Origin of the sequence: Brevibacterium sp. W7.2, assembly GCF_018137945.1 — a bacterium.
Taxonomy (GTDB): domain Bacteria; phylum Actinomycetota; class Actinomycetes; order Actinomycetales; family Brevibacteriaceae; genus Brevibacterium; species Brevibacterium sanguinis.
The window spans coordinates 2538342-2561874 of sequence record NZ_CP073089.1 but is presented as its reverse complement, the minus strand read 5'-3'; the positions used below and the strand labels follow the sequence as shown (position 1 = coordinate 2561874).

Annotated in this window: 21 protein-coding genes; 9 read left to right on the top strand and 12 right to left on the bottom strand. The window is 68.7% G+C overall.

Annotated elements, in window-relative coordinates:
* Positions 1–37: 37 nt before the first annotated feature.
* Both J9315_RS11550 and J9315_RS11545 read right to left on the bottom strand, forming a co-directional pair.
* Positions 38–1405: a four-carbon acid sugar kinase family protein gene (locus tag J9315_RS11550; protein WP_211977914.1), complete on the bottom strand. Its 1368-nt coding sequence runs from the start codon at positions 1403–1405 to the stop codon at positions 38–40.
* On the bottom strand, positions 1402–2922 hold the full coding sequence (locus tag J9315_RS11545; protein WP_211977913.1) for an SLC13 family permease: 1521 nt from the start codon (positions 2920–2922) through the stop codon (positions 1402–1404). Before J9315_RS11545 ends, J9315_RS11550 begins: the two co-directional genes overlap by 4 nt.
* Positions 2923–3283: 361 nt before the next feature.
* On the opposite strand from J9315_RS11545, the gene J9315_RS11540 reads away from it, so the two are divergent.
* Positions 3284–5416: a heavy metal translocating P-type ATPase gene (locus tag J9315_RS11540; RefSeq protein WP_249120893.1), complete on the top strand. Its 2133-nt coding sequence runs from the start codon at positions 3284–3286 to the stop codon at positions 5414–5416.
* Between the two features lie 4 nt (positions 5417–5420).
* Here the strand turns inward: J9315_RS11540 and J9315_RS11535 are convergent, their stop codons facing one another.
* Positions 5421–6335: a VOC family protein gene (locus J9315_RS11535; RefSeq protein WP_211977912.1), complete on the bottom strand. Its 915-nt coding sequence runs from the start codon at positions 6333–6335 to the stop codon at positions 5421–5423.
* A gap of 288 nt (positions 6336–6623) precedes the next feature.
* On the opposite strand from J9315_RS11535, the gene J9315_RS11530 reads away from it, so the two are divergent.
* The 4 genes from J9315_RS11530 to J9315_RS11515 all read left to right on the top strand — a co-directional run bounded on the left by J9315_RS11530 (position 6624) and on the right by J9315_RS11515 (position 10986).
* Positions 6624–8147, top strand: coding sequence for a sugar ABC transporter ATP-binding protein (locus J9315_RS11530; RefSeq protein ID WP_211977911.1), 1524 nt, complete (start codon positions 6624–6626; stop codon positions 8145–8147).
* The gene (locus J9315_RS11525; protein ID WP_211977910.1) at positions 8148–9203 is read left to right on the top strand and encodes an ABC transporter permease; all 1056 of its coding nucleotides are present in this window, start codon (positions 8148–8150) and stop codon (positions 9201–9203) included.
* 38 nt (positions 9204–9241) lie between these two features.
* Entirely contained in the window at positions 9242–10213 is a 972-nt protein-coding gene (locus J9315_RS11520; RefSeq protein WP_211977909.1) for an ABC transporter substrate-binding protein, read from the top strand.
* 68 nt (positions 10214–10281) lie between these two features.
* Positions 10282–10986, top strand: coding sequence for a FadR/GntR family transcriptional regulator (locus tag J9315_RS11515; RefSeq protein ID WP_211977908.1), 705 nt, complete (start codon positions 10282–10284; stop codon positions 10984–10986).
* Between the two features lie 3 nt (positions 10987–10989).
* On the opposite strand, the gene J9315_RS11510 is transcribed toward J9315_RS11515, so the two are convergent.
* From J9315_RS11510 to rraA, 7 genes are all read right to left on the bottom strand, one after another.
* Positions 10990–11751 carry an SDR family oxidoreductase gene (locus J9315_RS11510; RefSeq protein ID WP_211979307.1) on the bottom strand — a complete coding sequence of 254 codons (762 nt, stop codon included), beginning with the start codon at positions 11749–11751 and terminating at the stop codon, positions 10990–10992.
* Between the two features lie 60 nt (positions 11752–11811).
* Entirely contained in the window at positions 11812–12840 is a 1029-nt protein-coding gene (locus tag J9315_RS11505; protein ID WP_211977907.1) for an aldo/keto reductase, read from the bottom strand.
* Positions 12837–13742 (bottom strand): amidohydrolase family protein, encoded by a 906-nt coding sequence (locus J9315_RS11500; RefSeq protein WP_211977906.1) that lies wholly within the window; start codon positions 13740–13742, stop codon positions 12837–12839. Before J9315_RS11500 ends, J9315_RS11505 begins: the two co-directional genes overlap by 4 nt.
* On the bottom strand, positions 13739–14155 hold the full coding sequence (locus tag J9315_RS11495; protein WP_211977905.1) for an RbsD/FucU family protein: 417 nt from the start codon (positions 14153–14155) through the stop codon (positions 13739–13741). Before J9315_RS11495 ends, J9315_RS11500 begins: the two co-directional genes overlap by 4 nt.
* Positions 14156–14181: 26 nt before the next feature.
* Complete coding sequence (locus tag J9315_RS11490) at positions 14182–15564, bottom strand: sugar porter family MFS transporter (RefSeq protein ID WP_211977904.1); 1383 nt, start codon at positions 15562–15564, stop codon at positions 14182–14184.
* A gap of 109 nt (positions 15565–15673) precedes the next feature.
* Entirely contained in the window at positions 15674–17014 is a 1341-nt protein-coding gene (locus tag J9315_RS11485) for an enolase C-terminal domain-like protein (protein ID WP_211977903.1), read from the bottom strand.
* 229 nt (positions 17015–17243) lie between these two features.
* Positions 17244–17711: a ribonuclease E activity regulator RraA gene (rraA, locus tag J9315_RS11480; RefSeq protein WP_211977902.1), complete on the bottom strand. Its 468-nt coding sequence runs from the start codon at positions 17709–17711 to the stop codon at positions 17244–17246.
* A gap of 112 nt (positions 17712–17823) precedes the next feature.
* On the opposite strand from rraA, the gene J9315_RS11475 reads away from it, so the two are divergent.
* From J9315_RS11475 to J9315_RS11465, 3 genes are all read left to right on the top strand, one after another.
* Entirely contained in the window at positions 17824–17985 is a 162-nt protein-coding gene (locus tag J9315_RS11475; RefSeq protein WP_198501040.1) for a hypothetical protein, read from the top strand.
* Between the two features lie 100 nt (positions 17986–18085).
* Positions 18086–19429: a Na+/H+ antiporter NhaA gene (gene nhaA, locus J9315_RS11470; RefSeq protein ID WP_211977901.1), complete on the top strand. Its 1344-nt coding sequence runs from the start codon at positions 18086–18088 to the stop codon at positions 19427–19429.
* 83 nt (positions 19430–19512) lie between these two features.
* On the top strand, positions 19513–19662 hold the full coding sequence (locus J9315_RS11465; RefSeq protein ID WP_211977900.1) for a hypothetical protein: 150 nt from the start codon (positions 19513–19515) through the stop codon (positions 19660–19662).
* Between the two features lie 58 nt (positions 19663–19720).
* Here the strand turns inward: J9315_RS11465 and J9315_RS11460 are convergent, their stop codons facing one another.
* The gene (locus tag J9315_RS11460; protein ID WP_211977899.1) at positions 19721–21334 is read right to left on the bottom strand and encodes an NERD domain-containing protein; all 1614 of its coding nucleotides are present in this window, start codon (positions 21332–21334) and stop codon (positions 19721–19723) included.
* Between the two features lie 116 nt (positions 21335–21450).
* Positions 21451–22389, bottom strand: a complete 939-nt coding sequence (locus J9315_RS11455) for a LysR family transcriptional regulator (protein WP_211977898.1) — start codon at positions 22387–22389, stop codon at positions 21451–21453.
* 108 nt (positions 22390–22497) lie between these two features.
* Here J9315_RS11455 and J9315_RS11450 point away from each other — a divergent pair, with 108 nt between their 5' ends.
* Positions 22498–23532 carry an MBL fold metallo-hydrolase gene (locus J9315_RS11450; RefSeq protein ID WP_211977897.1) on the top strand — a complete coding sequence of 345 codons (1035 nt, stop codon included), beginning with the start codon at positions 22498–22500 and terminating at the stop codon, positions 23530–23532.
* The last annotated feature ends 1 nt before the right edge of the window (position 23533 follow it).

The following is a 23533-nucleotide window of genomic DNA, read 5'->3' as shown; positions in this document are numbered from 1 at the left end:
GCTCCTTCGGTGGTGCGGTCGGTGGTCGGCATCGGGCTCATCCCTGCCCGACCCGGGAGGTCGCCATGAGGTAGTCGAGGCAGAGGGCTGCCGTGTCGGAGTCGCCGATGAGACCGCCCTTGGTGACGATGGGCAGGCCGTCGGCGCGTCCGCCGACGAGGCGACCGCCGACGGCGAGCGGGATGATCTCCCGCTCGAGTTCCATCCCGACGGCGCCCACCGCGCGCATCACCGCGGCGGTGATGTCCCCGCCGGTGGTGTAGAGGCCGGTGACGGCCGGGGAGGTCATGATGAGCTCGGCGATGGCGGCGAGCCGGCGGGTCGTCTCCTCCGCGGCCGCGGCGCTGAGACTGCGCAGATCGGAGGCGTCGACGACGGTGGCGATGATGATCGCCTTCGCCGAGGTGACGCCCTCGACCCGGGCGATCGTGGCCTCGACAGCGGGCAGGCCGTCCTCGTCGAGGACGACGCGGACGACGGCGTTGCGGGGGTCTTCGGACAGTGTGGCCAGCTGCGCGCGGGTGACCTCGGTGGCCGATCCGGAGATCCCGAGGATGATCCCGTTCGGCCGCGTCGGGAGCAGCGGCAGGGCGAGGGCGAGGCTGCCGGGACCGGGATCGATCGTCACCCAGTCGAGGGTCTCACCGCCGGGCGGGTGCGCCCCTGCATCGGGTGCTTCCGCCGCGATCTCCCGGGTCACGGCGGCGACGACCGAGCCGACGAGTTCGATGTGCTCGGTGGTGAGCGCATCGACGATGATGACGTCGGCGCCCGAGGCGATGCCGGCGAGCACCGCGTCCCGGACGGCATGGCGACCGGCGAGCACCTGGGAGATGTCGATGAGATGGCAGTCGAGGTCGGTGCCGTCGCGCAGGATCTGGGCGACATCGGAGGTGTGCATGGGGGAGCGGACGTCGCGTCGCAGCTCCGTGTGCTCGAGCAGCCGCCCGTCGAGCAGCTGCAGGCCCTCGACCGTCGTGCGGCCGGCGGCCGGGAAGGCGGGGATGCAGAGCCCAATGACGCTCTTCGCCGGGCCGTCCGCGCGGGCGGCGAGCCGGCGTCGGGCGGTCAGCGCCGCCTCGGCGCTCACCCCGACGTTGCCCCGCAGCGTCGTGTCGATCCGGCACGCGACGAGGTCGATGTTCCCGGCGCTCGCCACGAGCTGTGCGGTGAGCTCGGCCGCGGTCGCGGCGGGCAGGTGCCGGGAGTCGGCGTTGAGGACGACGGCGTCGTAGTCGTCGAGGAGGACGTCGAGGTCGACCGTCTCCGTCGCGCTCGTGGACGTCACGGTGATCGTCCGCAGACCCGCCTCGGCGAAGAGGGCCCCGCACGCGTTTCCGCCGGTGAGGTCGTCGGCGATGATGAGGATGCGCGACGTCTCAGCGTCGCCGTCTGCACTGCTCATACGACCAAGTCGAGCACGAAGAGGAGCGGAATGGAACCCAGCCACACGGCGGTCGTGATCCCCGACCAGCCCTTGATCGCCTGCACCCCGTCGAGGCCGGCGAAGCGGGTGACGACCCAGAAGTACGAGTCGTTGAAGTAGGAGAAGACCATCGATCCCGCGGTGCAGGCCATGACCGCGACGAGCGGGCTGAGCCCGAGCGGGGCGATGAGCGGGGCCGTCACCGAAGCGGCGGTGATCATGGCGACCGTGCCCGAACCCTGCGCGATGCGCACGAGGGAGGCGATGATGAACGGCACGAGGAGGGCGGGCAGGCTGATCGAGGCGATCGCCTCGGCGAGAGCGTCTCCGACCCCGGATTCGCGCAGCACCATGCCGAAGCTGCCGCCGGCGCCGGTGATGAGGAGGATGAGCCCGGCCGAGGCGGCGCCGTCGGCGAGCCAGGCCTGGACCTGGGTGCGCGGGGTCAGGCGCGGCAGGAGGGTGTAGACGGCGAGGACGAGGCCGATGATGAGGGCGACGACGGGGTTGCCGAGGAAGGCGATGGGAGCGACCCACGCCGACGGTTCGTAGTCGTCGCCGGCGAGCATCCCCTGGGCGTTGCGGTCGATCGCCGTCGACACGGTGTTGGCGACGATGAGGAGCAGCGGGATGATGAGCGGGAGGAAGCCGAGGACCGCGCCCGGCTGCCTGCCACCGGCGGTCCGCGGGCTTCCGGTGCCGTCTCCGGCGTCCGCTGCGCCTCCGGCGGACGTCGTCTCCGTGGTGGACGTGCCCGGCGCCGTGGTCTCCGATGCCCCCGCGGTCTCCGCTGCCCCTGCGGTCTCCGCTGCCCCTGCGGTCTCCGGGGCTCCCGCGGTCACCCTCGTATAGACGTCGTGCTTGACTGTGACGTTGAGGAAGGGTTCGAGCTTCGGTCCGATCCAGCGGGCGTAGATGACGACGACCGGCAGGAGGATGACGGTGAAGACGAGACCGGTGAGGATGACGGCTCCGAGATCGGCACCGAGGATGCCGGTGGCCGCGAGCGGGCCCGGGGTCGGCGGGACCATGTGGTGCGTCAGCGTCATGCCGGCGCCGAGGGCGAGGGCGAGGGTGATGTAGCCGCCGCGCTTGACGCGGGCGATCGAGCGGGCGAGCGGGTTCATGATGACGTACCCGGAGTCGCAGAACACGGGAATCGAGACGAGGGACCCGACGGTGCCCATCGCCCAGGGCTCACGTCCCTTGCCGAAGGCGCGGAGGAAGGCCCGGGCGAGCGAGTCCGCGGCGCCGGAGACCTCGAGGATCTTGCCGATGCCCACGCCGAGGCCGATGACGATTCCGATACTCGCGAGGGTGTTGCCGAACCCGGTGGTCACGGCGTCGACGATCGAGAGCAGATCCTCACCGGCGACGATGCCGGTGACGATCGCCGCCAGGAGGAGGGCGATGAAGGCGTCGAGGCGTGTGGCCAGGACGATGACGACGATCGTCGCGATCCCGGCGACGAGGGCGAGGATGAGCTGCAGGTCCATGGGTCCTCCACATTGAGGCTGACCGGTCGGTCCGGTCAGAGGTGCGCGGTGCGGGCAAAGTCAGCGACGCGCCGATATGCACATGATGAGCAAGTATGTGCCACAACTGCTCAGAAGTGCAAAGAAAATTTCTTCCGGATTCATCGAGATCACCCTTGATTCATACCCCTAGGGGGTATAGGTTGACGATATGGACACGGAACGGGATCACCAGAGAGCGACGGAACTCGAGCAGAGCCATGCGGGCCATGACCATGCCGGACACCAGCAGCCCGGGGCCGATCACGCGGGCCACGAACATTCGGGCCACGATCACGCGGGCCACGATCACTCGGGGCACGGGGCGATGGATCACTCGGGAATGGATCACTCGGGAATAGATCATTCGGGGATGGACCACTCGGGCATGGACCACTCCGGCCACGGGGGCCACGGCGGGCATGCCGCGGTGTTCGGCCGCCTCTTCGGGATCATGGCGGTCATCGCGGTGCCGGTCATCGCCTTCAGCCCGATGTTCGGCCACCTCGTCGGCTACATGGTGCCCGAATCGGGGCCGTGGGGCTGGGTGCGCTGGATCGCACCGGTGCTCGGCACGGTCATGTACGTGTGGGGCGGCAGGCCGTTCCTCACCGGCGGGTGGAGCGAGCTCAAGGCCCGCAAGCCGGGGATGATGCTCCTCATCGCGCTCGCGATCACCGTCGCCTTCGTCGCCTCGTGGGGCGCCTCGCTGGGGATCCTCGACCCCGAACTCGACTTCTGGTGGGAGCTCGCACTCCTCATCGTCATCATGCTCGCCGGCCATTGGCTGGAGATGCGCTCGCTCGCGCAGACCACCTCGGCGCTCGACAGCCTCGCCGCCCTCCTGCCCGATGAGGCGGTGAAGATCGTCGACGGCACCACCGTGACGGTCGCACCGGCCGACCTCGTCGTCGGCGATGTCGTCCTCGTCCGCCCCGGCTCCGCTGTGCCGGCAGACGGGCGCATCGTCGACGGCACCGCGGAGATGGACGAGTCGATGATCACCGGGGAGTCCCGGCCGGTGCGCCGCAGCGTCGGCGACACCGTCGTCGCGGGCACCGTCGCCACGGACTCGGGCCTGCGGATCGAGATCACCGCGACCGGTGACGACACCGCGCTGGCCGGCATCCGCAAACTCGTCGCCGACGCCCAGAACTCCTCCTCACGCGCCCAGCGACTGGCCGACCGCGCCGCGGCCTGGCTGTTCTGGTTCGCCCTCGGCGCCGCCGTCATCACCGCGATCGTCTGGACTCTCGTCGGCATGCCCGACACGGCGGTCGTGCGCACGATCACCGTCCTCGTCATCGCCTGCCCCCATGCCCTGGGGCTGGCGATCCCGCTCGTCGTCTCGATCGCCACGGAACGCGCCGCACGCGCCGGGGTCCTCATCAAGGACCGACTCGCGCTCGAGACGATGCGCACCGTCGACGCCGTGCTCTTCGACAAGACGGGAACCCTGACGAAGGGCGAGCCGACCGTCACCGCCGTCGAGACGACCGGGACGCGCAGCGACGACGAGGTGCTCGCTCTCGCCGCCGCGGCCGAGACGGACAGCGAGCACCCGCTCGCCCGAGCGATCGTCCGCGCCGCTGACGAGCGGGGACTGACCGTGCCGACGGCACGGAACTTCTCGTCCTCACCGGCCGTCGGAGTGCGCGCCGAGGTCGACGGCACCGAGGTCGAGGTCGGCGGACCCTACCTGCTCAGTGCCCGCGGTGCCGTCGAGGCCGCGGTCGCCGAGACCTGGCGGGCCGAGGGAGCGATCATCCTCCACGTCCTCGTCGCCGGGCAGGTCGTCGGCGCGCTGCGCCTGGCCGATGAGATCAGGGCCGAGTCCCGGCAGGCTGTCGAGGCCCTCCACGCCCAGGACATCGAGGTCGTCATGATCACCGGCGACGCCGAGGCGGTCGCCCGATCCGTGGCCGCTGACCTCGGCATCGACCGGGTCTTCGCCGGCGTGCGCCCGGCGGACAAGGCGGCGAAGGTCGCCGAACTCCAGGCCGAGGGGAAGACGGTCGCGATGGTCGGCGACGGCGTCAACGACGCCCCCGCCCTCGCGCAGGCCGATGTCGGCATCGCGATCGGTGCGGGCACCGACGTCGCGATCGGCTCGGCGGGAGTCATCCTCGCCTCCGACGATCCCCGCTCGGTGCTCTCCGTCCTCGAGCTCTCGCGGGCCAGCTACCGTAAGATGAAGCAGAACCTCTGGTGGGCCGCCGGCTACAACCTCCTCGCCGTCCCCCTGGCCGCGGGCATCCTCGCGCCGATCGGGTTCGTCCTGCCGATGAGCGTCGGCGCGATCCTCATGTCGGCCTCGACGGTCGTCGTCGCCCTCAACGCGCAGCTCCTGCGCCGCCTCGACCTGCGGCCCGAGGCCGTCGTCGCCGCGGCCGAGCGCCATCCCGCCGAGCGCGATCCCGCCGAGCGCGATCCCGCCGAACGCCATCCGGCTGAGCGCGATCCGGCCGGGCGCTGAGCCCTCAGCGCTCGAGGGTCTCCTCGAGCGTGCTGCCGCCGACCCCGACGGTCACCTGCGTGCCCCACGGGTCGGCCAGGCGCACCGAGCGCTCCTCGTCGGCGAACGGCAGCGACCGCGCCGTCAGCCTCTCGACGAGGGCATCGAGGTCCTCGCGTGCCGGCACCGTGATCGCGAGATCGCCGAGGCCGAGGCTCGCGGCCCGCGGTCCCGCACCGAGGCTGTTCCACGTGTTCATCGCGACGTGATGGTGGTAGCCGCCGGCCGAGGCGAAGACGGCCCCGGGCATCGTCGAGTTCGTCGGTTCGAAGCCGAGCGCGCCGACGTAGAACTCGCGGGCTCGATCGAGATCGCCGACCTGCAGGTGAACATGGCCGACGGTGCCGGGCAGCTCCGATGCGCTCGTCAGCGTGCCGCTGTCGAGATGCTCGCGGAGGAAGGCGTTGGGGTCGAAGCCGATCGAGTCCATCTCGATCTCGCCGGCAGGGGAGTGGCCCCACTGCGCGCGGTCCCGATCGACGTAGAGTTCGATGCCGTTGCCCTCGGGGTCGGAGAAGTAGAACGCCTGCGACACTAGGTGATCCTGGGCGGCGAGGAACCGGCTGCGGGTGTTCGCCGCGGCGTGTGCGACGGTCGCGGCCAGGGATTCGGGGGTCTCGAAGAGGAAGGCGGTGTGGAAGAGTCCGGCGCTCCGGCGGCTTCCGACCGGCAGGTCCGGGGTCGAGACGAACTTCACCATCGGCGTCGTGCCGCGGCCGAGGACGCGATGGACCTCGCGCCCCCGGGAGGCCTCCTCGAGCGGTTCGAGGGCGAGCGCATTCCGGTAGTAGTCGGTCATGAGGTCGAGGTCGCCGACGCGCAGGGTCACGGCGTCCATTCCGGCATCGGGTGGGAGGACGGTGCTGGGTGCAGGGGTCATCGGGCGCTCCAGATCAAGATGGTTGAATATTGAAGTATATCCGCGGTGGAGTGCGGTGGCCATGCCCGGCGGGACGGAAGAGCCTTGCCGTGCGCACCGGACGCTCAAGCGGGACCGGCAAAACTCCACACAGTCATCCAATGTATTGACAATCCATCCATTGCGTTTCGACAAACAATCCCGGCGAGATCTTGTCTTTGCTCGACTGTGCCTCTAGTCTGAGCAACAGACATAGGATGTCTCGCGTGATGACGTGGGACACGGTATTCAACGAGGAGTCACCGCCACATGTCAGAGACGACGAGCACTCCGCTGCTCGACATCCGCGGCGCCGCCAAATCCTTCCCCGGCGTCAGAGCCCTCTCCGACGTCGACCTCGACCTGTATCCCGGAGAGGTCCTCGGCCTCGTCGGGGAGAACGGAGCCGGGAAGTCGACGCTGATGAAGCTGCTCTCGGGCGTCTACACCCCGGACGCCGGGGAGTTCCGCATCGACGGCACCCCGGTGACGATCGGGTCGACGACCGACGCCGAGCGCCTCGGCATCGCCATCATCCACCAGGAATTCAACCTCGTCGAGGATCTCACGGTGGCCCAGAACATCTATCTCGGCCGCGAACCGCGCATCGGTCCCTTCATCAGCGAACGTCAGCTCAACCGGGATGCGCAGGCCCTTTTCAGCCGGCTCGGTCTCGCGCTCGACCCGCGCGCCGTCGTCGGGCGGCTCACCGTCGCCGCGCAGCAGATGGTCGAGATCGCGAAGGCGCTCAACCAGGATGCGCGGATCCTCATCATGGACGAACCCACCGCCGCCCTCAACGATGAGGAGGTCGAGGTCCTCCACGGGCTCATCCGCCGCTTCATCACCCCGGAGACCGGTGTCATCTACATCTCGCACCGGATGCCCGAGCTCAAGGCCATCACGGAGCGGATCACCGTCATCCGCGACGGCGAGAAGATCGGCACCGTGCCGACCGCGACGACCGAGATGCCCGAGGTCATCCGCATGATGGTCGGTCGTGAACTCGCCGCCGTCGCCGACGCACCCGCCCATGACGACTCCGCCGAGGTGGTCCTCGCCGTGACGGACCTGCAGACGAAGGCGAAGCTGCGCGGCATCAGCTTCGACCTCCGCCGCGGTGAGATCCTCGGACTCGCCGGTCTCATGGGAGCCGGCCGCACGGAGACCGCCCGCGCGATCATCGGCGCTGACCCCCTGACCGCCGGCACGGTCACCGTCAACGGCCGAGGCGTGACGATCGGCAGTCCGGCGGCGGCCGCGCGGCTGGGGATCTGCTACCTGTCCGAGGACCGCAAGCAGCTCGGCGTGCTCGTGGGGCAGAGCGTCCGCGACAACATCGCCCTGCCGAGTCTGCGGCGCTTCAGCCGCTTCGGATTCACCGACGAGACGGCCATCGATACCACCGCCCGTGATCTCGTGTCACGGCTGCGGATCCGCACGCCGTCGATCGCGCAGGTGCTCGAGAAGCTCTCCGGCGGCAACCAGCAGAAGGTCGCCATCGCGAAATGGCTCGTCAAGGACTGTGACGTCTTCATCTTCGACGAACCCACCCGGGGCATCGACGTCGGCGCGAAGGCCGAGATCTACGCCCTGCTGCGCGAGCTCAGCGCGCAGGGCAAGTCGATCATCGTCATCTCCTCCGAACTGCCCGAAGTCCTCCTGCTCTCACACCGCATCGCCGTGCTCAGCGAAGGCCGCCTCACCGGCATCCTCACCGCCGCCGATGCCACGCAGGACTCCGTCATGGCCCTGGCCACGCAGCACACCGAATCGATGGGAATCGTCGCCTGAATGAATGCCGAAACCGCTTCCGCCGCCCGCCCGCAGACCTCTGATGCCCCGGCCGCCGCCACCGGTCGTCCCGCCGGGACGCGCAGCTTCTGGCGCAACTCGCTGCAGCAGCTCCTCGCTGTGGCGAGCCTCATCGTCATCATCATCGTCTTCGCGATCATCAACCCCGATTCGTTCCTCACCGTCACGAACCTCTCGACGATCCTCACCACGGTGACGACCGTCGGGCTGCTCGCCCTCGGCGTCACGTTCATCATCATCACCGGCGGCATCGACCTGTCCGTGGGCACGGGGATGATCCTCTGCGGAGTCATGGCCGGGGTCTTCATCACGAACATGGGTCTGCCGCTCATCGTCGGGATCGCCCTGACGATCGCCTTCGGCGGCCTCATCGGCCTCGTCAACGGCTTCAACGTCGCCGTCCTCGGGCTGCCGCCGTTCATCGCCACGCTCGGCATGATGATGATCACCCAGGGACTGTCGCTCGTCGTCAGCGGGACCAAGCCGATCTACTTCACCGACAGCCCCGGCTTCGGGGCGATCATGAATGTCTCGCTCATCCCGGGAATGCGGCTGCCGCTGGGCACCGTGCTCTTCCTCATCCTCATCGTCGTCTCGGTCATCGTCCTCCAGCGCACCCTCATCGGCCGCACGGCGTTCGCGATCGGCTCGAACGAGAAGGCCACGAGGCTCTCGGGCGTCAACGTCCGCGGCTGGCTGATCTCCGTCTACGTCCTCTGCGGGCTCTTCGTCGGCCTCGCCGGGGTGCTCTCGGCCTCCCGTCTCAGTTCGGCGCAGCCGACCGGCGGCGCCGGCATCGAGCTCCAGGCGATCGCCGCGGTGATCATCGGCGGCACCTCGCTCGCCGGAGGCCGCGGGTCGATGGTCGGCACCGTCATCGGCGCCCTCATCATGGCCGTCCTCGACAACGGTCTGCGCATGGCCGGCGTCGCCCAGGAATGGCAGCAGGTGGCCATCGGCGTCGTCGTGCTGCTCGCCGTCTACCTCGACATCGTGCGCAAGAAGAACTCCTCCACCGGATCCGCACCACTCTGACCCACCATCGCCCACACGAAGAATCGAAGGAGATCACCATGAGGATAGGAAAGCTGCTCACCTCGCTCGCGGCACTGTCGTCCATCGCCCTCATCGCCACCGGCTGCGGTTCGGCCGACACCGGATCGAGCGGCGGGGACGGAGAGCGGACGATCGCGATCATCTCGAAGGGCTATCAGCACCAGTTCTGGCAGACGGTGAAGACGGGAGCCGAGGAGAAGGCGAAGGAACTCGGCGTCACCGTGACCTTCGAGGGCCCCGACAGCGAGACCGACGTCGAACAGCAGGTCACCCAGCTGCAGACGGCGCTCGACAAGCAGCCCGACGCAGTCGCGATCGCCGCGCTCGACAGCAAGGCCGTCATCCCGCTGCTCCAGCAGGCGCAGTCGAACGACATCCCCGTCATCGCCTTCGACTCCGGAGTCGACAGCGACATCCCGCTGACCACCGTCGCCACCGACAACAAGGCCGCTGCCGCAGAGGATGCGAAGAAGCTCGCCGAAGCCCTCGGCGGGGAGGGCAAGGTCGGGATCGTCACCCATTCGGAGACCGCCCAGACCGGAGTCGAACGCCGCGACGGCTTCGTCGAGTACCTCGAGCAGAACGAGCCGAACATCGAGATCGTCGCCGAGCAGAACGCCGACGGCGACCAGGCGAAGTCCGCGGACGCGACGAAGGCGATGCTCCAGGCCAATCCCGACCTCGCCGGTCTCTACGGCACGAACGAAGGTGCGGCGATCGGCGTCGTCCAAGGAGCCAAGGAGCTCGGCAACACCGACGTCACGATCGTCGGCTTCGACTCGGGCAAGGCCCAGCTCGACGCGATCAAGGACGGGTCGATGCTCGGCGCGGTCACGCAGAGCCCGCTCGACATCGGCAGCCAGACCGTGCAGGCCGCCGTCGACGCGATCGACGGGAAGGACCTGGAGAAGCAGATCCCGACCGCGTTCTACTGGTACGACAAGAACAACATCGAGGACCCGCAGATCGCCGAGCTCCTCTACGAGTGAGGATCATCCGCCTCGGCGACCGCGGTGGTGCCGACGATCATGCCCGGTGAGGACATAAGGTTGGAGCCATGGCACTGACGGATGACGCGCTCGACAAGATCAAGGACCTCATCGTCACCGGTGAGCTCAGGCCGGGGGACCGTCTGCCCCCGGAGGCCGAGCTCTCCGAGCGGCTCGGCCTCTCCCGCAACTCCCTGCGGGAGGCGGTCAAGGCCCTCGACTTCATCAACGTCCTCGACGTGCGACGCGGGTCGGGAACCTACGTCACCTCGCTCTCGGCCGAGGACCTCACCGAGGCGGTGTCCTTCCTCGTCGACGTCCACGCCTCGGGGTCGCTGCGGGAGATCCTCGAGGTCAGGCGCATCTTCGAAGCCGAGACCGCGTACCGCGCGGCGACCCGCATCGACGCGGCCGGGCTCGAGGATCTGCGGCAGACGATCAGGGACACCGACCCCGACTCGGTCGAATCCCTCGTCTCCCACGACTTCGACTTCCATGCGACGATCGCCAAGCACGCGGGCAACGACTACCTCGCCGCGATGCTCGAAGCCGTGTCGATGAAGACGACGCGGGCGCGGACCTGGCGGGGCATGACCGATCCCGGCGCCATCGAGCGCACCCTCGATGAGCACCGGGCGATCATCGACGCCCTCGCCGCCGGAGACGCGCGTCTGGCGCAGTCGATGATGATCCTCCACGTCACCGGCGTGCAGCGCTGGGTCGACGAGGTCGACGTCGTCGCCGACGACGCCCCCGGACCGGGCGCGGGCTGAGCCTCACTCCGCGCGCAGACGCAGCCCCTGCATGCCGCCGTCGACGGCGATCGCCGTGCCGGTCGTCGAACCCTGGAGCGGGCTGGCGAGGAAGAGGATCGTCCGGGCCACCTCGGCGGGTTCGACGAGACGACCGTGGGGTTGGCGCGCATTGAGCTGGCGCAGCTCCTCCTCGGGGTTCTCCGCCTTCGCCATCAGGCCCTTCATCACCCACGGGGTGTTCGCGGTGCCCGGGCACACGGCGTTGACGCGGATGCCCTCGCGGACGTGGTCGGCGGCCATCGCGAGCGTCATCGAGTAGATCGCCCCCTTCGAGGCGGAATAGAGGACGCGGTCGGGCAGCCCCGCCGTCGCGGCGATCGACGAGGTGTTGACGACCGCGGCGTGCTCGGACCGGCGCAGGTGTGGCAGTGCGGCCGCGGTGACGCGGGCGACGGAGATGACGTTGACGCCGAGCACGCGATTCCATTCGGCGTCGTCGTTGGCATCGACCTGCCCCTGCGCCCCGATGCCGGCGTTGTTGACGACGATGTCGATGCCGCCGTACTCGGATGCTGCCGCGGCGACGGCCGCCTCCACGGAGTCCCGGTCGGAGACGTCGCACTGCAGCGCCAGGGCACCCGCGGGGGAGCCCGCGGGATCGAGGTCGAGGACGGCGACGTTCGCGCCGGCTGCCAGAAGCTGTTCGGTGACGGCGGCGCCGATGCCCGAGGCCCCTCCCGTGACGAGGGCGGTGAGGCCGGCGAATTCTTCAGCGGTGGTCATGGCGGTCATGGTTCCTTCCGGTCGGTGTGGTGCGGTGAGTGCGGGGCACAGGCTCGTGCTCTACTGGCCGCCTGCGCCCGGGTCGACAGTGCCCGGGTGGTCTGCGTAGGTGAGCGGGTCGACGGCGAGCAGACCATCGGCCACGGCGGCGGCCCAGAACGCTTCGGGGACCTCGGCGTGGGCGAGGGCGACGTTGCGTTCGACCTGCTCGGCCGTGCGCATGCCCAGGGTGACATTGGTGATGGCGGGATCGCGGAGGCTGAATTGGACGGCGGCGGCCGGCAGGCTCGTGCCGTGCGCGGTCGCCAGTGCCGCGAGCTTCTCCGCCTTGTCGAGGACCTCCCGCGGAGCGTCCTCGTAGTTGTACTTCGCCTGCTGCCGGGGGTCGGCGTTGGCGAGGATGCCGGAGTTGAAGACGCCGACGTTGACGACGCCGACCCCACGGGACGCGGCCGCGGGGATGAGCTCGTCCCGCCCGCCCTGTTCGAGGAGGGTGTAGCGGCCGGCCTGCATGACGACGTCGATGTCGGTGTCGCGGACGAAGCGGGTGAGCATCTCCGCCTGGTTCATTCCCGCACCCCACGCCCCGATGACGCCTTCGTCGCGGAGTCGGTTGAGTTCGGGAACCGCACCGTCGAGGGCGTCCTGCCAGTAGTCGTCGGGGTCGTGGATGTAGACGATGTCGACGCGGTCGAGGCGCAGGCGCGTCAGCGACTCCTCGATCGACCGGCGCACCCCGGAGGCAGAGTAGTCGCGCACCCGGTGGAGGTCACCGGGGACGGCGAAGCCCTCGTCGTCCCAGTCCCGGGGTGCGTCGGCGGGGCGGATGAGCCGGCCGACCTTCGTCGAGAGGAGGAAGTCCTCGCGGGGCCGGTCGGAGAGGACCTCGCCGAGGCGGCGCTCACTGAGCCCGAGACCGTAATGGGGTGCGGTGTCGAAGTACCGGATGCCCAGCTCCCAGGCCGTGGCCACCGCCGCGGTCGCCGTCGCGTCGTCGATGACGCGGTAGAGATTGCCGATCGGGGCGCCCCCGAAGCCGAGGGTGCGCAGGTCGTGCAGGCGCTGCACGACGGGGTTCTTGTCAGTCACTGAGTCCTCCTCGTCAGGTAGAAGTCCGCCGCGGTGGTGCCCATGACAGCGGCGAAGTCCGTGTCGTCGACGACGTGCCGCAGCGCTGCGGCCGCCGCCTGCTCCCAGTCGTCGTCCCCGAGGCCGTGGCCGGTCGTCGAGACGGGGTGATCGGAGCCGTACATCGTGCGCTCCGGACCGAAGGCCGTGAGCACCTCGCCGACGAAGCGGTCCGCGAGCTCCCGGGCCGTCGCGGGGTCGACGGCACCGGGCATCTGGCCGGGCAGTCCGGAGAACTTCACGTGCAGGCCGGCATGGGCGGCCAGGGCGCTCAACGCCTCCGCCCATTCCTCGAAGGAGAAAACGGGAGCGGCGGGCAGGGGCTTGCCGAGATGGTCGAGGACGAGCCCGTCGGCCGAGCCGGTCACCGCGACGACCGAGGTGAGCAGCGCGTCGAGTTCGGCCAGCTGGTCGGCGCGGACGCAGAGGTCGACGGTCAGCCCGGCCCGGCGCGCGCAGTCGATTCCGCGCAGCAGCGCTCCGGCTGTCGGCGAGGTGCGGGGGTCGAGGTCACCGGCGGGGCGGGACTCGAAGTTGTCCCGCGCCCCGACGACGAGTGGGGTGTCGGCGAGCCGGGCGACCACCTCGGCGAGGTGGGGGTCGGTGAAGTCGACGGCGGCGACGATGCCGCGGATGAGCGGTTCCTCCGCCGCGAGGGCGGTCAGCCATTCGACCTCATCGGTTCGCTGATCAGCACTGATACCGGCTTCGATGACGATCGCCGCGGTCGCGGTCGCTCTTCTCTGGTCCGGCAGGCTCGTCTCCGGGAGGGCGGGCAGCTCCGTCATCCACGGGTAGGAGAAGCGGCGACGGTCCCACAGGTGGAGGTGGGAGTCGACGACCTGCGGCGGGGCACCGGTCATGGGGTCACGACTCCGACGGTGATCAGGAGGTTCGCGTACTGGCGCTGATCGCCGGTGGCGATGATGAGCCCGACATCGGGCTGCCGTGCGGTGTCGTAGAAGGCGAAGCGCTCATGACCGGTGAACGGCACTCCGGGCAGCAGTGCGGCGTACCCGTCGACTGCCGGTGCGGTCCCGGCCTCGGCGGTGAGCATGAACTCGCACGCCTCGAGCGGGATGGTCCGGGCGAGCGGCTCGAGGATCTGATCGACGGTGAGCAGCCCGGGGGTGACGTTGAGCGCGATGCGGGTGGTGCCGGCGGGCACTCCGGTGAGATGCGGGTAGTTGCCGTCGGCGATGAGGATCTTCGTGCCGTGACCGCACCGGGCGAGCGCGGCGAGGAGTTCGGGGTGGGTGAGCGGGGTGGTGAGCATGGTCGCTCCTCTCGTGGGTGCCGGGTTCAGCTCTGCTTCGTCGCCGAGGCGGCCGACGTTCTCCAGTATGCTTCGATCTCCTCGAGCGAGCGGCCCGAGGTCTCGGGGACGCGGGTGAGGACGAACCACAGGGCCGCGGCCGAGAGGAGGGCGAAGAGGAGGAAGACGAGCGGTCCGATCGCATCGAGGGCGACGGGGAACGCCCACGCGAAGATCGCGTTGAAGAGGTACTGGGCGAAGGTGATGACGCCGGTGCCGATCGCCCGCACGGACAGGGGCAGGACCTCGGGCACGAGAAGCCAGAACACCGGGCCCATGCCGATGCCGAAGGCGAAGGTGTAGGCGAAGACGGCGGCGATGCTGATCCAGCCTGCGTCGGGCAGCAGCCAGAGGGCGAGCATGGCGATCGTCTGGCCGAGCATCGAGATCGCGAGCAGCCGGACGCGGCCGAGCCGGTCGATGATCGGCAGGGCGATCGCCGTGGAGACGACGAGGGCGATGCCGACCCCGTAGTTCGCGTAGCTGCCGGCCCGGTCGCCCATGCCCGACTGAGCGAAGATGATCGGCGCATAGTAGACGACGGCGTTGATGCCGGTGAAGACCTGGAAGAACGTGAGGACGAGGAGGACGGTCATCGGCCGCCTCGCCGAATGGGTCAGGGCGGTCAGGCCGCTGTCCTGCTGGGCGAGGCTCGACTTGATGTCGTCGAACTCGAGGCGGGCGATCTCCTCCGTCCCCCGCAGGGAGGTGAGCACGGCCAGCGCGTCGTCGTCGCGTCCGCGGGTGATGAGCCAGCGGGGGCTGGCCGGGGAGAGGATCATGCCGACGAAGAACACGGCGGCGGGAATCGCGCCGATGCCGAGTATCCACTCCCACAGACCCGAGGCCTGGAAGGCGTCGCCGACGATGTAGGCGGCGAGGATGCCGAAGTTGACGGCGAGTTGGTAGAGGCCGGTGAGCAGGCCGCGGATGCGGGTGGGGGAGAGTTCGGAGAGGTAGATGAGTCCGAACATGTTGGCGATGCCGACGCCGAGGCCGAGGAAGAAGCGGGCGGCGCCGAGGACCTCGGGGGTCGGGGCGAACGCGCAGGCGAGGGATCCGAGGAAGAAGATCACCGCGGCGACGATGAGGAGGTGACGACGGTCGAAACGGCGGGCGGCGAGGGTGGCGCCGATGATCGAGGGGAGTGCTCCCCAGAGCAGGAGGGAGGTGATGAGTCCCTGCTGCCCGGCATCGAGGCCCATCTGCTCGGTGAGCAGGGGCAGGGCTCCGGAGATCGCTCCCGAATCGTAGCCGTAGAGGAGTCCGGAGAAGCCGGCGAGGATGGCGATGAAGATGATCTTGGTCGGGATGGGTTCGTTCGCGTGGTTGCGGGCGAGCCCGGTGTCAGTGGTCGAATGGTCAGTCACAGCAGGGAACCTGGTTTCTCACGAGGTGATGGTCATCATGCTGGGGTGCCGTGCGCAGGGGCGCGCTGCGCCGAGCGGTGTCAAGGCAGCCGGGAGCAGAAGGCGGGGATCAGGCGGATTCGGGGACCGGTGTCGCCGAGGTGGTCGCCGCAGCGATGCGCGCTGTCCATTCGGGGCCGTCGGGGTAGGCGAAGTCGGTGAGCGTCCGGGGCAGGATCTCGGCGCCGGCGCCCGGTGCCGAGGGCGGCCAGTATCTGCCGTCGTGGACGTCGACGGGGGTGACGAAGTGCTCGTGGAGATGGTCGACGTATTCGATGCAGCGGTCGTCCATCGTCGCCGAGACCGCGACGAAATCGAACAGCGAGAGGTGCTGGACGAGTTCGCACAGTCCCACGCCGCCGGCGTGCGGGCACACGGGCACTCCCGCGTGAGCGGCGAGGAGGAGGTTGGTGATGTTCTCGTTGACCCCGGCGACCCGGGTGGCGTCGATCTGCATCACGCGCAGGGCGTCGGCTTCGAGCATCTGCTTGAAGACGATGCGGTTCTGGCAGTGTTCGCCGGTGGCCACCGGAACCGGGGCGATGCCCTGCTGGATGGCCGCGTGGGCGAGGATGTCATCGGGGGAGGTCGGTTCCTCGACCCAGCGGAGGTCGAACCGGGCGAGGTCGCCGATCCAGTCGATCGCCTCGGCGGTGTCCCAGTGCTGGTTGGCGTCGATGGCGATGGGGAACCCGGGTCCGCAGATCTCCCGGGCGATGCCGAGGCGGCGGATGTCGTCGTCGCGGTTCGCGCCGACCTTGAGCTTGATCTGGGAGAAGCCCTCGTCGATGGCCTCTCGGCACAGGCGGGCGAGCTTCTCATCGGAGTAGCCGAGCCAGCCGGGCGTCGTCGTGTAGGCCATGTATCCGGTCTCGCGGAGCTCGGCGATCCGCTCGGCCTTCCCGGGTTCGGCGGCGTCGAGGATGGCGCGGGCGTCGTCGCGGGTCATGAAGTCGCTGAGGTAGCGGAAGTCGAGGAGGTCGAGGATCTCCTCGGGGCTCATCCCGGCGAGGAGCTCCCAGAGGGGCAGTCCCGCGCGTTTGGCTCTGAGGTCCCACATCGCGTTGACGATCGCGCCGATGGCCATGTGGCTCACGCCCTTCTCCGGGCCGAGCCAGCGCAGCTGGGAGTCGTGGACGAGGTCGCGCCAGAAGCCGCCCATGTCGGCGAGGATCGGTTCGACCTCACGCCCGATGAGGGTCTCGGCGATGACGCGCACGGCCTCGGTCTGGATGTCGTTGCCGCGGCCGATCGTGAAGACGAAGCCGTGGCCGGCATCGCCGGCATCGGTGGAGACGATGAGGTAGGCGGCGGAGTAGTCGGGGTCGGGGTTCATCGCATCCGAACCGTCGAGACTCGCCGAGGTGGGGAATCGCAGGTCGACGACGTCGATCGCAGTGATCTGAGACATTTCGTCCTTTCGCACAACAGCAGCGTTGTGATCGGATGTCTGAACGGCCGGTTCTGGGAGCGATCGGTCGGTTCAGGGAATCGTTTCGCTGACCTGAGTCTAAACATAGGATGTTTAAGTGGTCAAGGGTGTGCTGTGCGGAATGGCTCGCCGAGGTGGGAGTGCGCGAGGCGCGCAGCGCCGGAGATGCTCGAGGGCAGTGCGGGGGCTGAGATCGGATGTCTGGTCGTCAGCGGTCGACGACGACTCCGTCGGCGTCGGCGAAGACCATGGCGCCGGGGCGGATCGTCGCACCGCCGAACTCGACGGTGACGTCGTGGTCGCCCGCGCCCGTTTTGCCGCTCTTGCGAGGATTGCTCGCCAGCGCCTTGATGCCGATGTCGAGGGTCGAGAGGACCTCGCGATCGCGCACGGCACCGTTGATGACGACACCGGCCCAGCCGTTGTCGATCGCGAGCCCGGCGATCATGTCGCCCATGAGCGCCGTGGCGATCGAGCCGCCGCCGTCGATGACGAGGACGGCACCGTCGCCGGGCTGGGAGAGCACCGTCTTGACGAGGGCGTTGTCCTCGAAGCACCGCACGGTCCGGGCCGCACCGGAGAACGCGACCTTGTCCCCGAAGTCGGTGAAGTTCAGTGCGATCGAGTAGAGCTCGGGACCTCGTTCATCCCAGAGGTCGGCGGTTGAGACCGTCATCGATTCTCCCTGTTCTCGTGGGCGCTGGAGGTATGCCAGCACGCTAGCACGAGGACGAGTCCAGATGCCGAACCGTTTGGAACCGGGTCGGGCGACTCGCTAGGGTGGAACGGTGCCCTACTCCGTCGCGTCCCGTCTCGAAGCAGCTCGTGCTGCCGATTTCCCGAAGGCGAAGATCGTGACGACGCTGTCGAACGGCACGAACGGGTGGATGAGCTCGTGGGGCACGAACGCCCACGGTGAGATCGCCGGCTGCCCGCCGCCACGGCGCTGACCGCGCGCATCCGCATCTCTTCCGCTCGGCAGAGCTGACCGCACACCGGATCGTCGCGCACTCGCGTTCTCTGCTCACCTCTGCGAAAGCGACCCCACCGATGTCTTCGGCTGTCCCGAACCCCACTGATCCGACTCCCTCCACCGTCACCGCACCGCCTGCGCGGGAGCGCCTCGCCCGCGTGCTCAAACACGATGCCGTCGGCGGCATCCTCCTGCTCGCGGCGACGGCTGCGGCGCTCATCATCGCGAACTCACCGGCCGCCGACTGGTATGAGACCGTGCGGTCGACGAAGTTCGGCCCCGAGGCGCTCAAGCTCAATCTCTCCGCGAGCAGCTGGGCCTCCGACGGTCTCCTCGCGATCTTCTTCTTCGTCGTCGGCCTCGAGCTCAAGGAGGAGTTCGTCGCCGGCAAGCTGCGCAATCCGAAGACCGCCGCAGTGCCCGTCGCGGCGGCCGTGGGCGGCGTCGCGATCCCCTCGCTCCTCTACGTCCTCGTCAACCTCAACTCCGGCGGCAGCGCGTTGGGCGGCTGGGCGATCCCCGCGGCGACCGACATCGCCTTCGCCGTGGCGATCATCGCGATGGTCGGCAAGTTCCTGCCGCCGTCGCTGCGGACGTTCCTGCTCACGCTCGCCGTCGTCGACGATCTGCTGGCGATCGCCATCATCGCGATCTTCTACACCGACGACCTCTCCTGGCTGCCGCTGGGCTTGGCGCTGCTTCCCCTGCTCGCGTTCGCCGTCGCCGTGCAGCGGGGCATCCACGCCTGGTGGCTGCTCTTCCCGCTGGCGTTCGCCACCTGGACGCTCGTCCACGCTTCGGGGATCCACGCGACGATCGCCGGTGTCCTCCTCGGGTTCATGGTGCCGGTGGCCGCCAAGCGCCACGGCGGACGGCGGACCGGGGACCATCGCGGTTTCCACGCGCACGACGGCATCCACGGCACCGAGGGCCACGGTCCGGCGGCGCAGTTCGCCGACAAGTGGAGCATCCCGTCGGCGGTGATCGCGGTGCCGATCTTCGCGTTCTTCGCCGCCGGCGTCAATGTCGGGGGACTGTCGGGACTCGCGGAGTCTCTGGGCAGCCCGGTCGCCCTGGGGATCATGCTCGGACTCGTCGTCGGCAAGCCGCTGGGCATCACGCTGGCGACCTTCCTCATCACCCGAGTCCGCGGATTCTCCCTCGACCGGACGATGCAGTGGGTCGATGTCGTCGGAGTCTCGTGCCTTGCCGGTGTCGGCTTCACCGTCTCCCTGCTCATCGGCGACCTCAGCTTCGGCGCCGATGACCCGCGGGCGCAGGTCGTCAAGGTCGGGGTGCTCTTCGGCTCACTGCTCGCCGCGCTGCTCGGAGCGGTCTGGCTGTCGGTGCGCAACCGGCACTACCGGATCCTCGCCGCCCACGTCGACGCGGGCACGCGAACGACCGCAGCACAGGACTGAGCGGGGTCCCGGTACCCAGATCCGTTCTGACCGGGCAAGATGGAGATAGCAGATCCGTTCGCTGGCATTGGAGGTCACTGATCATGTCCGAGACACCGGAACCCACCGAGGCGGCCGAGGAGTCGTCCGCGCAGAAGGACGCCCGCGACGCGGCTCGTGAGCATGATGACCAGCTCGTCGAGGAGTGGGGCGACGAATCGTTCCCGGCCAGCGATCCGCCGGAGAACTACTGAGCTGACGCGCGACCGAGGCTCCTGATCCGGCCGAGCAGGAGCCCGGTCGTCGGCGCGTTCACTGGCGGAGTTCGTCGATGCGGCCGGTCTCGCCGACGATGACGAGCTTCGTCGTCGCGCGCGACATTCCGACGTAGATCATGTCCGCCGCTCGCGATTCGTCGCGGAATCCGTTGAGGCAGAGCACGACGGCGGGACGTTCGAGCCCTTTGAACCCGAGGACGTGCCCGTAGAAGACCGCCTCGGCGGAGAAGAACTGATCCCAGTACGCCTGGTAGCCCTCCTCCTCGACGATCTCCCGCTGCACCGGATGCCTGCTGCCGGTGGTGAGGAGGGCGATGTCACCGGGTTGCCATCCGGCGTCCATCAGCGCTTCGACCTGTCCGTCCGCCTCGGCGAGGGCCTCATCTGCGGGGACGGGGATGACGTCGATGTCCTCCGCGGGGCCGTTTCGGCTGATCGGAGGGTCGGTGGCGAAGCCGGAGAATGCGGTGACGATCTGTTCGGAGTTCCGGAGGTTCTCGTCGAGCTGGATGGGATTCATCGTGATCGGGGAGGTGCCGTGCCTGCCGAAGACGCGCTGGCGCTCGTCGGTGAACACGTAGAGGGTGCCTTCGGCCTGGTTGCGCAGGCACGATGCCACGGCCTCCCACCACAGCGGACTGAAGTCCTGGCCCTCGTCGATGATGATCGCGTCGAAGAGCTGACGGCGGGGGCGGTCGTCGGCGAGCTCCCGGAGGCGGCGCGGCAGCTCCTCCTCCCAGTAGGCGGAGTCGTCGTCGCTGCCCTCTTCGGCGCCCCAGCTGACCGGCAGGTCGTGGAAGAGGCCGACGTAGGCGGGTCGATCCGCATCGGGCCACGCCGAGGTGACGAGCTGGAGGAACCTGCCCAGGCCCCGCGAATAGCACATGAGCGCGACCGACTTGCCCTCCTGGGTCAGGGCCTGCGCCTTCCGGAGGGCGAGGTAGGTCTTGCCGGAGCCGGCGCCGCCGCTGATCTCGGCGCGGGTCTGATGGCGGAGGACGCGGATGAGTCGCGCCTGCTCCTGGGAGAGCTGGCTGGCGCGGTCTTCGATGGCCTGGGCGCGCACGCGGAGGTTGGCGACCGCCAGATGGGTGCGTCGCAGATTCTTCGTCACCGCATCCAGCGGAACGCTCGGATCATCCCGCTCGGGGATGCGGGCGTGACGGAGGGCCGCGGCGATCGCCTCGGCCAATCCGGGCATATCGGTGGCGTCTGCGAGGAAGCGCCGCGGCGCGTCGGGCAGGTCCCAATCGGCCGGGAGCTGCGTGTAGGGGAGAACGGCGAAGTGGATGAAGGGCCCGGGCATGCGCGAGAGTCGAGGCTGCAGGAAGCGGCGGAGTCCGTGTTTGGCGACCATCGCCTGGTCGATCGGGGACTGCTTGAGCCGGTGGCGCTGCTTCTTCGCGTCGTAGGTGTACCAGGTGCCGTCGACGACGTCGATCCGCCCGCCCTTGACCTCGATGACGGCGATGCCGAGTCCGGGCCAGAGGACGAGGACGTCGATTTCGACGTCCTTCGTCGCGGTCGTCACGCGTTGGCCGTGGATGAGGGTGACAGTGTCGGGCAGCTGCCGTTTCAGCGCCTTCCACACCGCTGCCTCGGCGCTCGACTTTCCGAAATCCGGGTCCTCCGGGATCAACGTCGCCATGTCGTGAGCCTACCGGCTGGAAACCGGATGTCACGACTGTGGTAGTGGGATGTGTCGGCGGCGATTCTCCGGAGAACTGCTGACAGTCGTCTTGTCCGCCAGGCTGCCGGGTCGGCTCATCGGGGACTGGTGTCCCAGTTCGCCGGGTCGGTCTCGTCGGCGACCGACCTCAGCACGTCGAGGACGGTGCTGAGCTTCTTCGACATCCGAGCGTCTGCCATGGTGATGCCGACAAGGGTGTTGGCGAACACGCGATCGACGACCGGTCGATAGGCGACGCGCATGCCCTGGAACGACCGGATGTCGGGATGGGGCACCGCGTTCGCCAGGGAGTACCCCAGTCCCATCGCCACCATCGAGCGAATGGTTTCCGCGCTGGGGCTGAGCAGCCGCACATGCGGTTCGTGTCCCAGACTCCGGATCTGGCTGAGGAGGAGGTCCGCAGTGGGAGGGGAGTCGAGGAGGATGAGCGGGTCGTCGACGAGTTCGGCGATCTCGACGCCCGCGCGAGCGGCCAGCGGGTGGTCGTGGGCGAGCAGGGCGTGCAGCTGCAGGTCGCCGAGGCGGTGCTGCCGGAGGCCCTCGAGCTGCATCTGCTTGGTGTAGAGCACGGCGACGTCGACTTCTCCGCGGAGCACCATGTGCTGAATCGTCATCGGGTGAGCTTCGATGACACTGACATCGACGCCGGGATAGTCGGCGCTGAACCGCGCTGCCACTCCCGGAAGAATCCGCGGAGCAGCGGTCGGAATGCAGCCGACCCGCAGTGCCCCCTGGAGCACGGTGGCCTCATTGTCGATGGATTCGACCGCCTCGGCGACGGAGGCGAGGATCGCCTTGGCGTGGAAGCCGAACTCCCGACCGGTCGTCGTCGGCTGGGCTCGTCGTGCCGGGCCCCTGGCCAGCAGCGTCACACCGAGCTGCTTCTCGAGCTGTCCCAACGCCGCAGACACCGTCGCCTGCGACACCCGGCAGGCATCGGCTGCAGCGCTCACCGAGCCCTTCTCCAGCACCGCGAGGAAGTACTCGACCTGGCGCAGCGTGATGTCCTTCATCGAAAACACCTATGTTCTCCACGGGAATATTTTGATTTTGCTTTCGATGCTCGTGCCGAATACTTAAAGAGTCAACCTTCTATTGCAAAGAAGCAGAGGAGCTATCGGATGGACCGTTCAACGATGGAAGTCGTCACCCTGGGTACTGCAGGGGGACCACGCTGGTGGAAAGGCGATGAGCGAGACCGCGCCGGGATCGCCACCGCGGTGGTCGTCGGAGACAGGTTCTACCTCGTCGATGCGGGGCACGGCGTGGGCCGGCGGATCCGGCAGGCGGGACTCGACCTCGGGGATCTCGGAGGAATCTTCCTCACCCACCTGCATTCGGACCACACGATCGATCTCCCCTCGCTCATCGTCTTCGGCATGCACGAGCTGCAGAACCGAGTCGGCGACCCCGTCCCCCTCGTCGGTCCGGGTGATCGGGGAGCGCTTCCCCCGGTCTCGGCCCGAGCGGTCGTCACTCCTCGTCCGGTCTCACCTGCGGCACCGACACCCGGCGTCTCAGGAATGTTCAGCCGCATCGTCGAGGCGTTCGCGACCGATATCAACGACCGGGTGCTCGACTCTCTTCGGCCCTCGCCCGAAGTCCTGTTCGAGCCGCGCGACATCGCTGTGCCCGAGGGAATCGGCTACCACCCGAACGGCAACTCGCATCCGGAGATGGAGCCCTTCGTCGTCTTCGAGGACGACCGGGTCCGGGTCACCGCCACGCTCGTCGACCACCCGCCGGTCGCACCGGCGTTCGCCTTCCGCTTCGACAGCGAGAGCGGCTCGGTGACCATCTCGGGCGACACCTGCGAGTCGGCGAATCTCATCCGCCTCGCCCAGGGCACCGACCTGCTCCTGCACGAGGCGATCGATTTCGAATGGGTCGATCGGATGTACGACGACCGAACAGACGACGAAGGCCGCGCCTCGCGCGACCACCACTACAAGTCGCACACCTCCGTCGACGGTGCGATCCGTGTCGGAAACGCGGCCGGAGCGCGAATCCTCGCACTCCACCATCTGGTTCCGGGATCAGCCGACGAAACGGTGTGGACACGAGGAACCGAGCGCTTCGACGGCACGTTCACCGTCCCGGACGACCTCGACACCATTCAGGTGAGCGCCACCGCCGATATGGCAGTCGGGAGCTGAT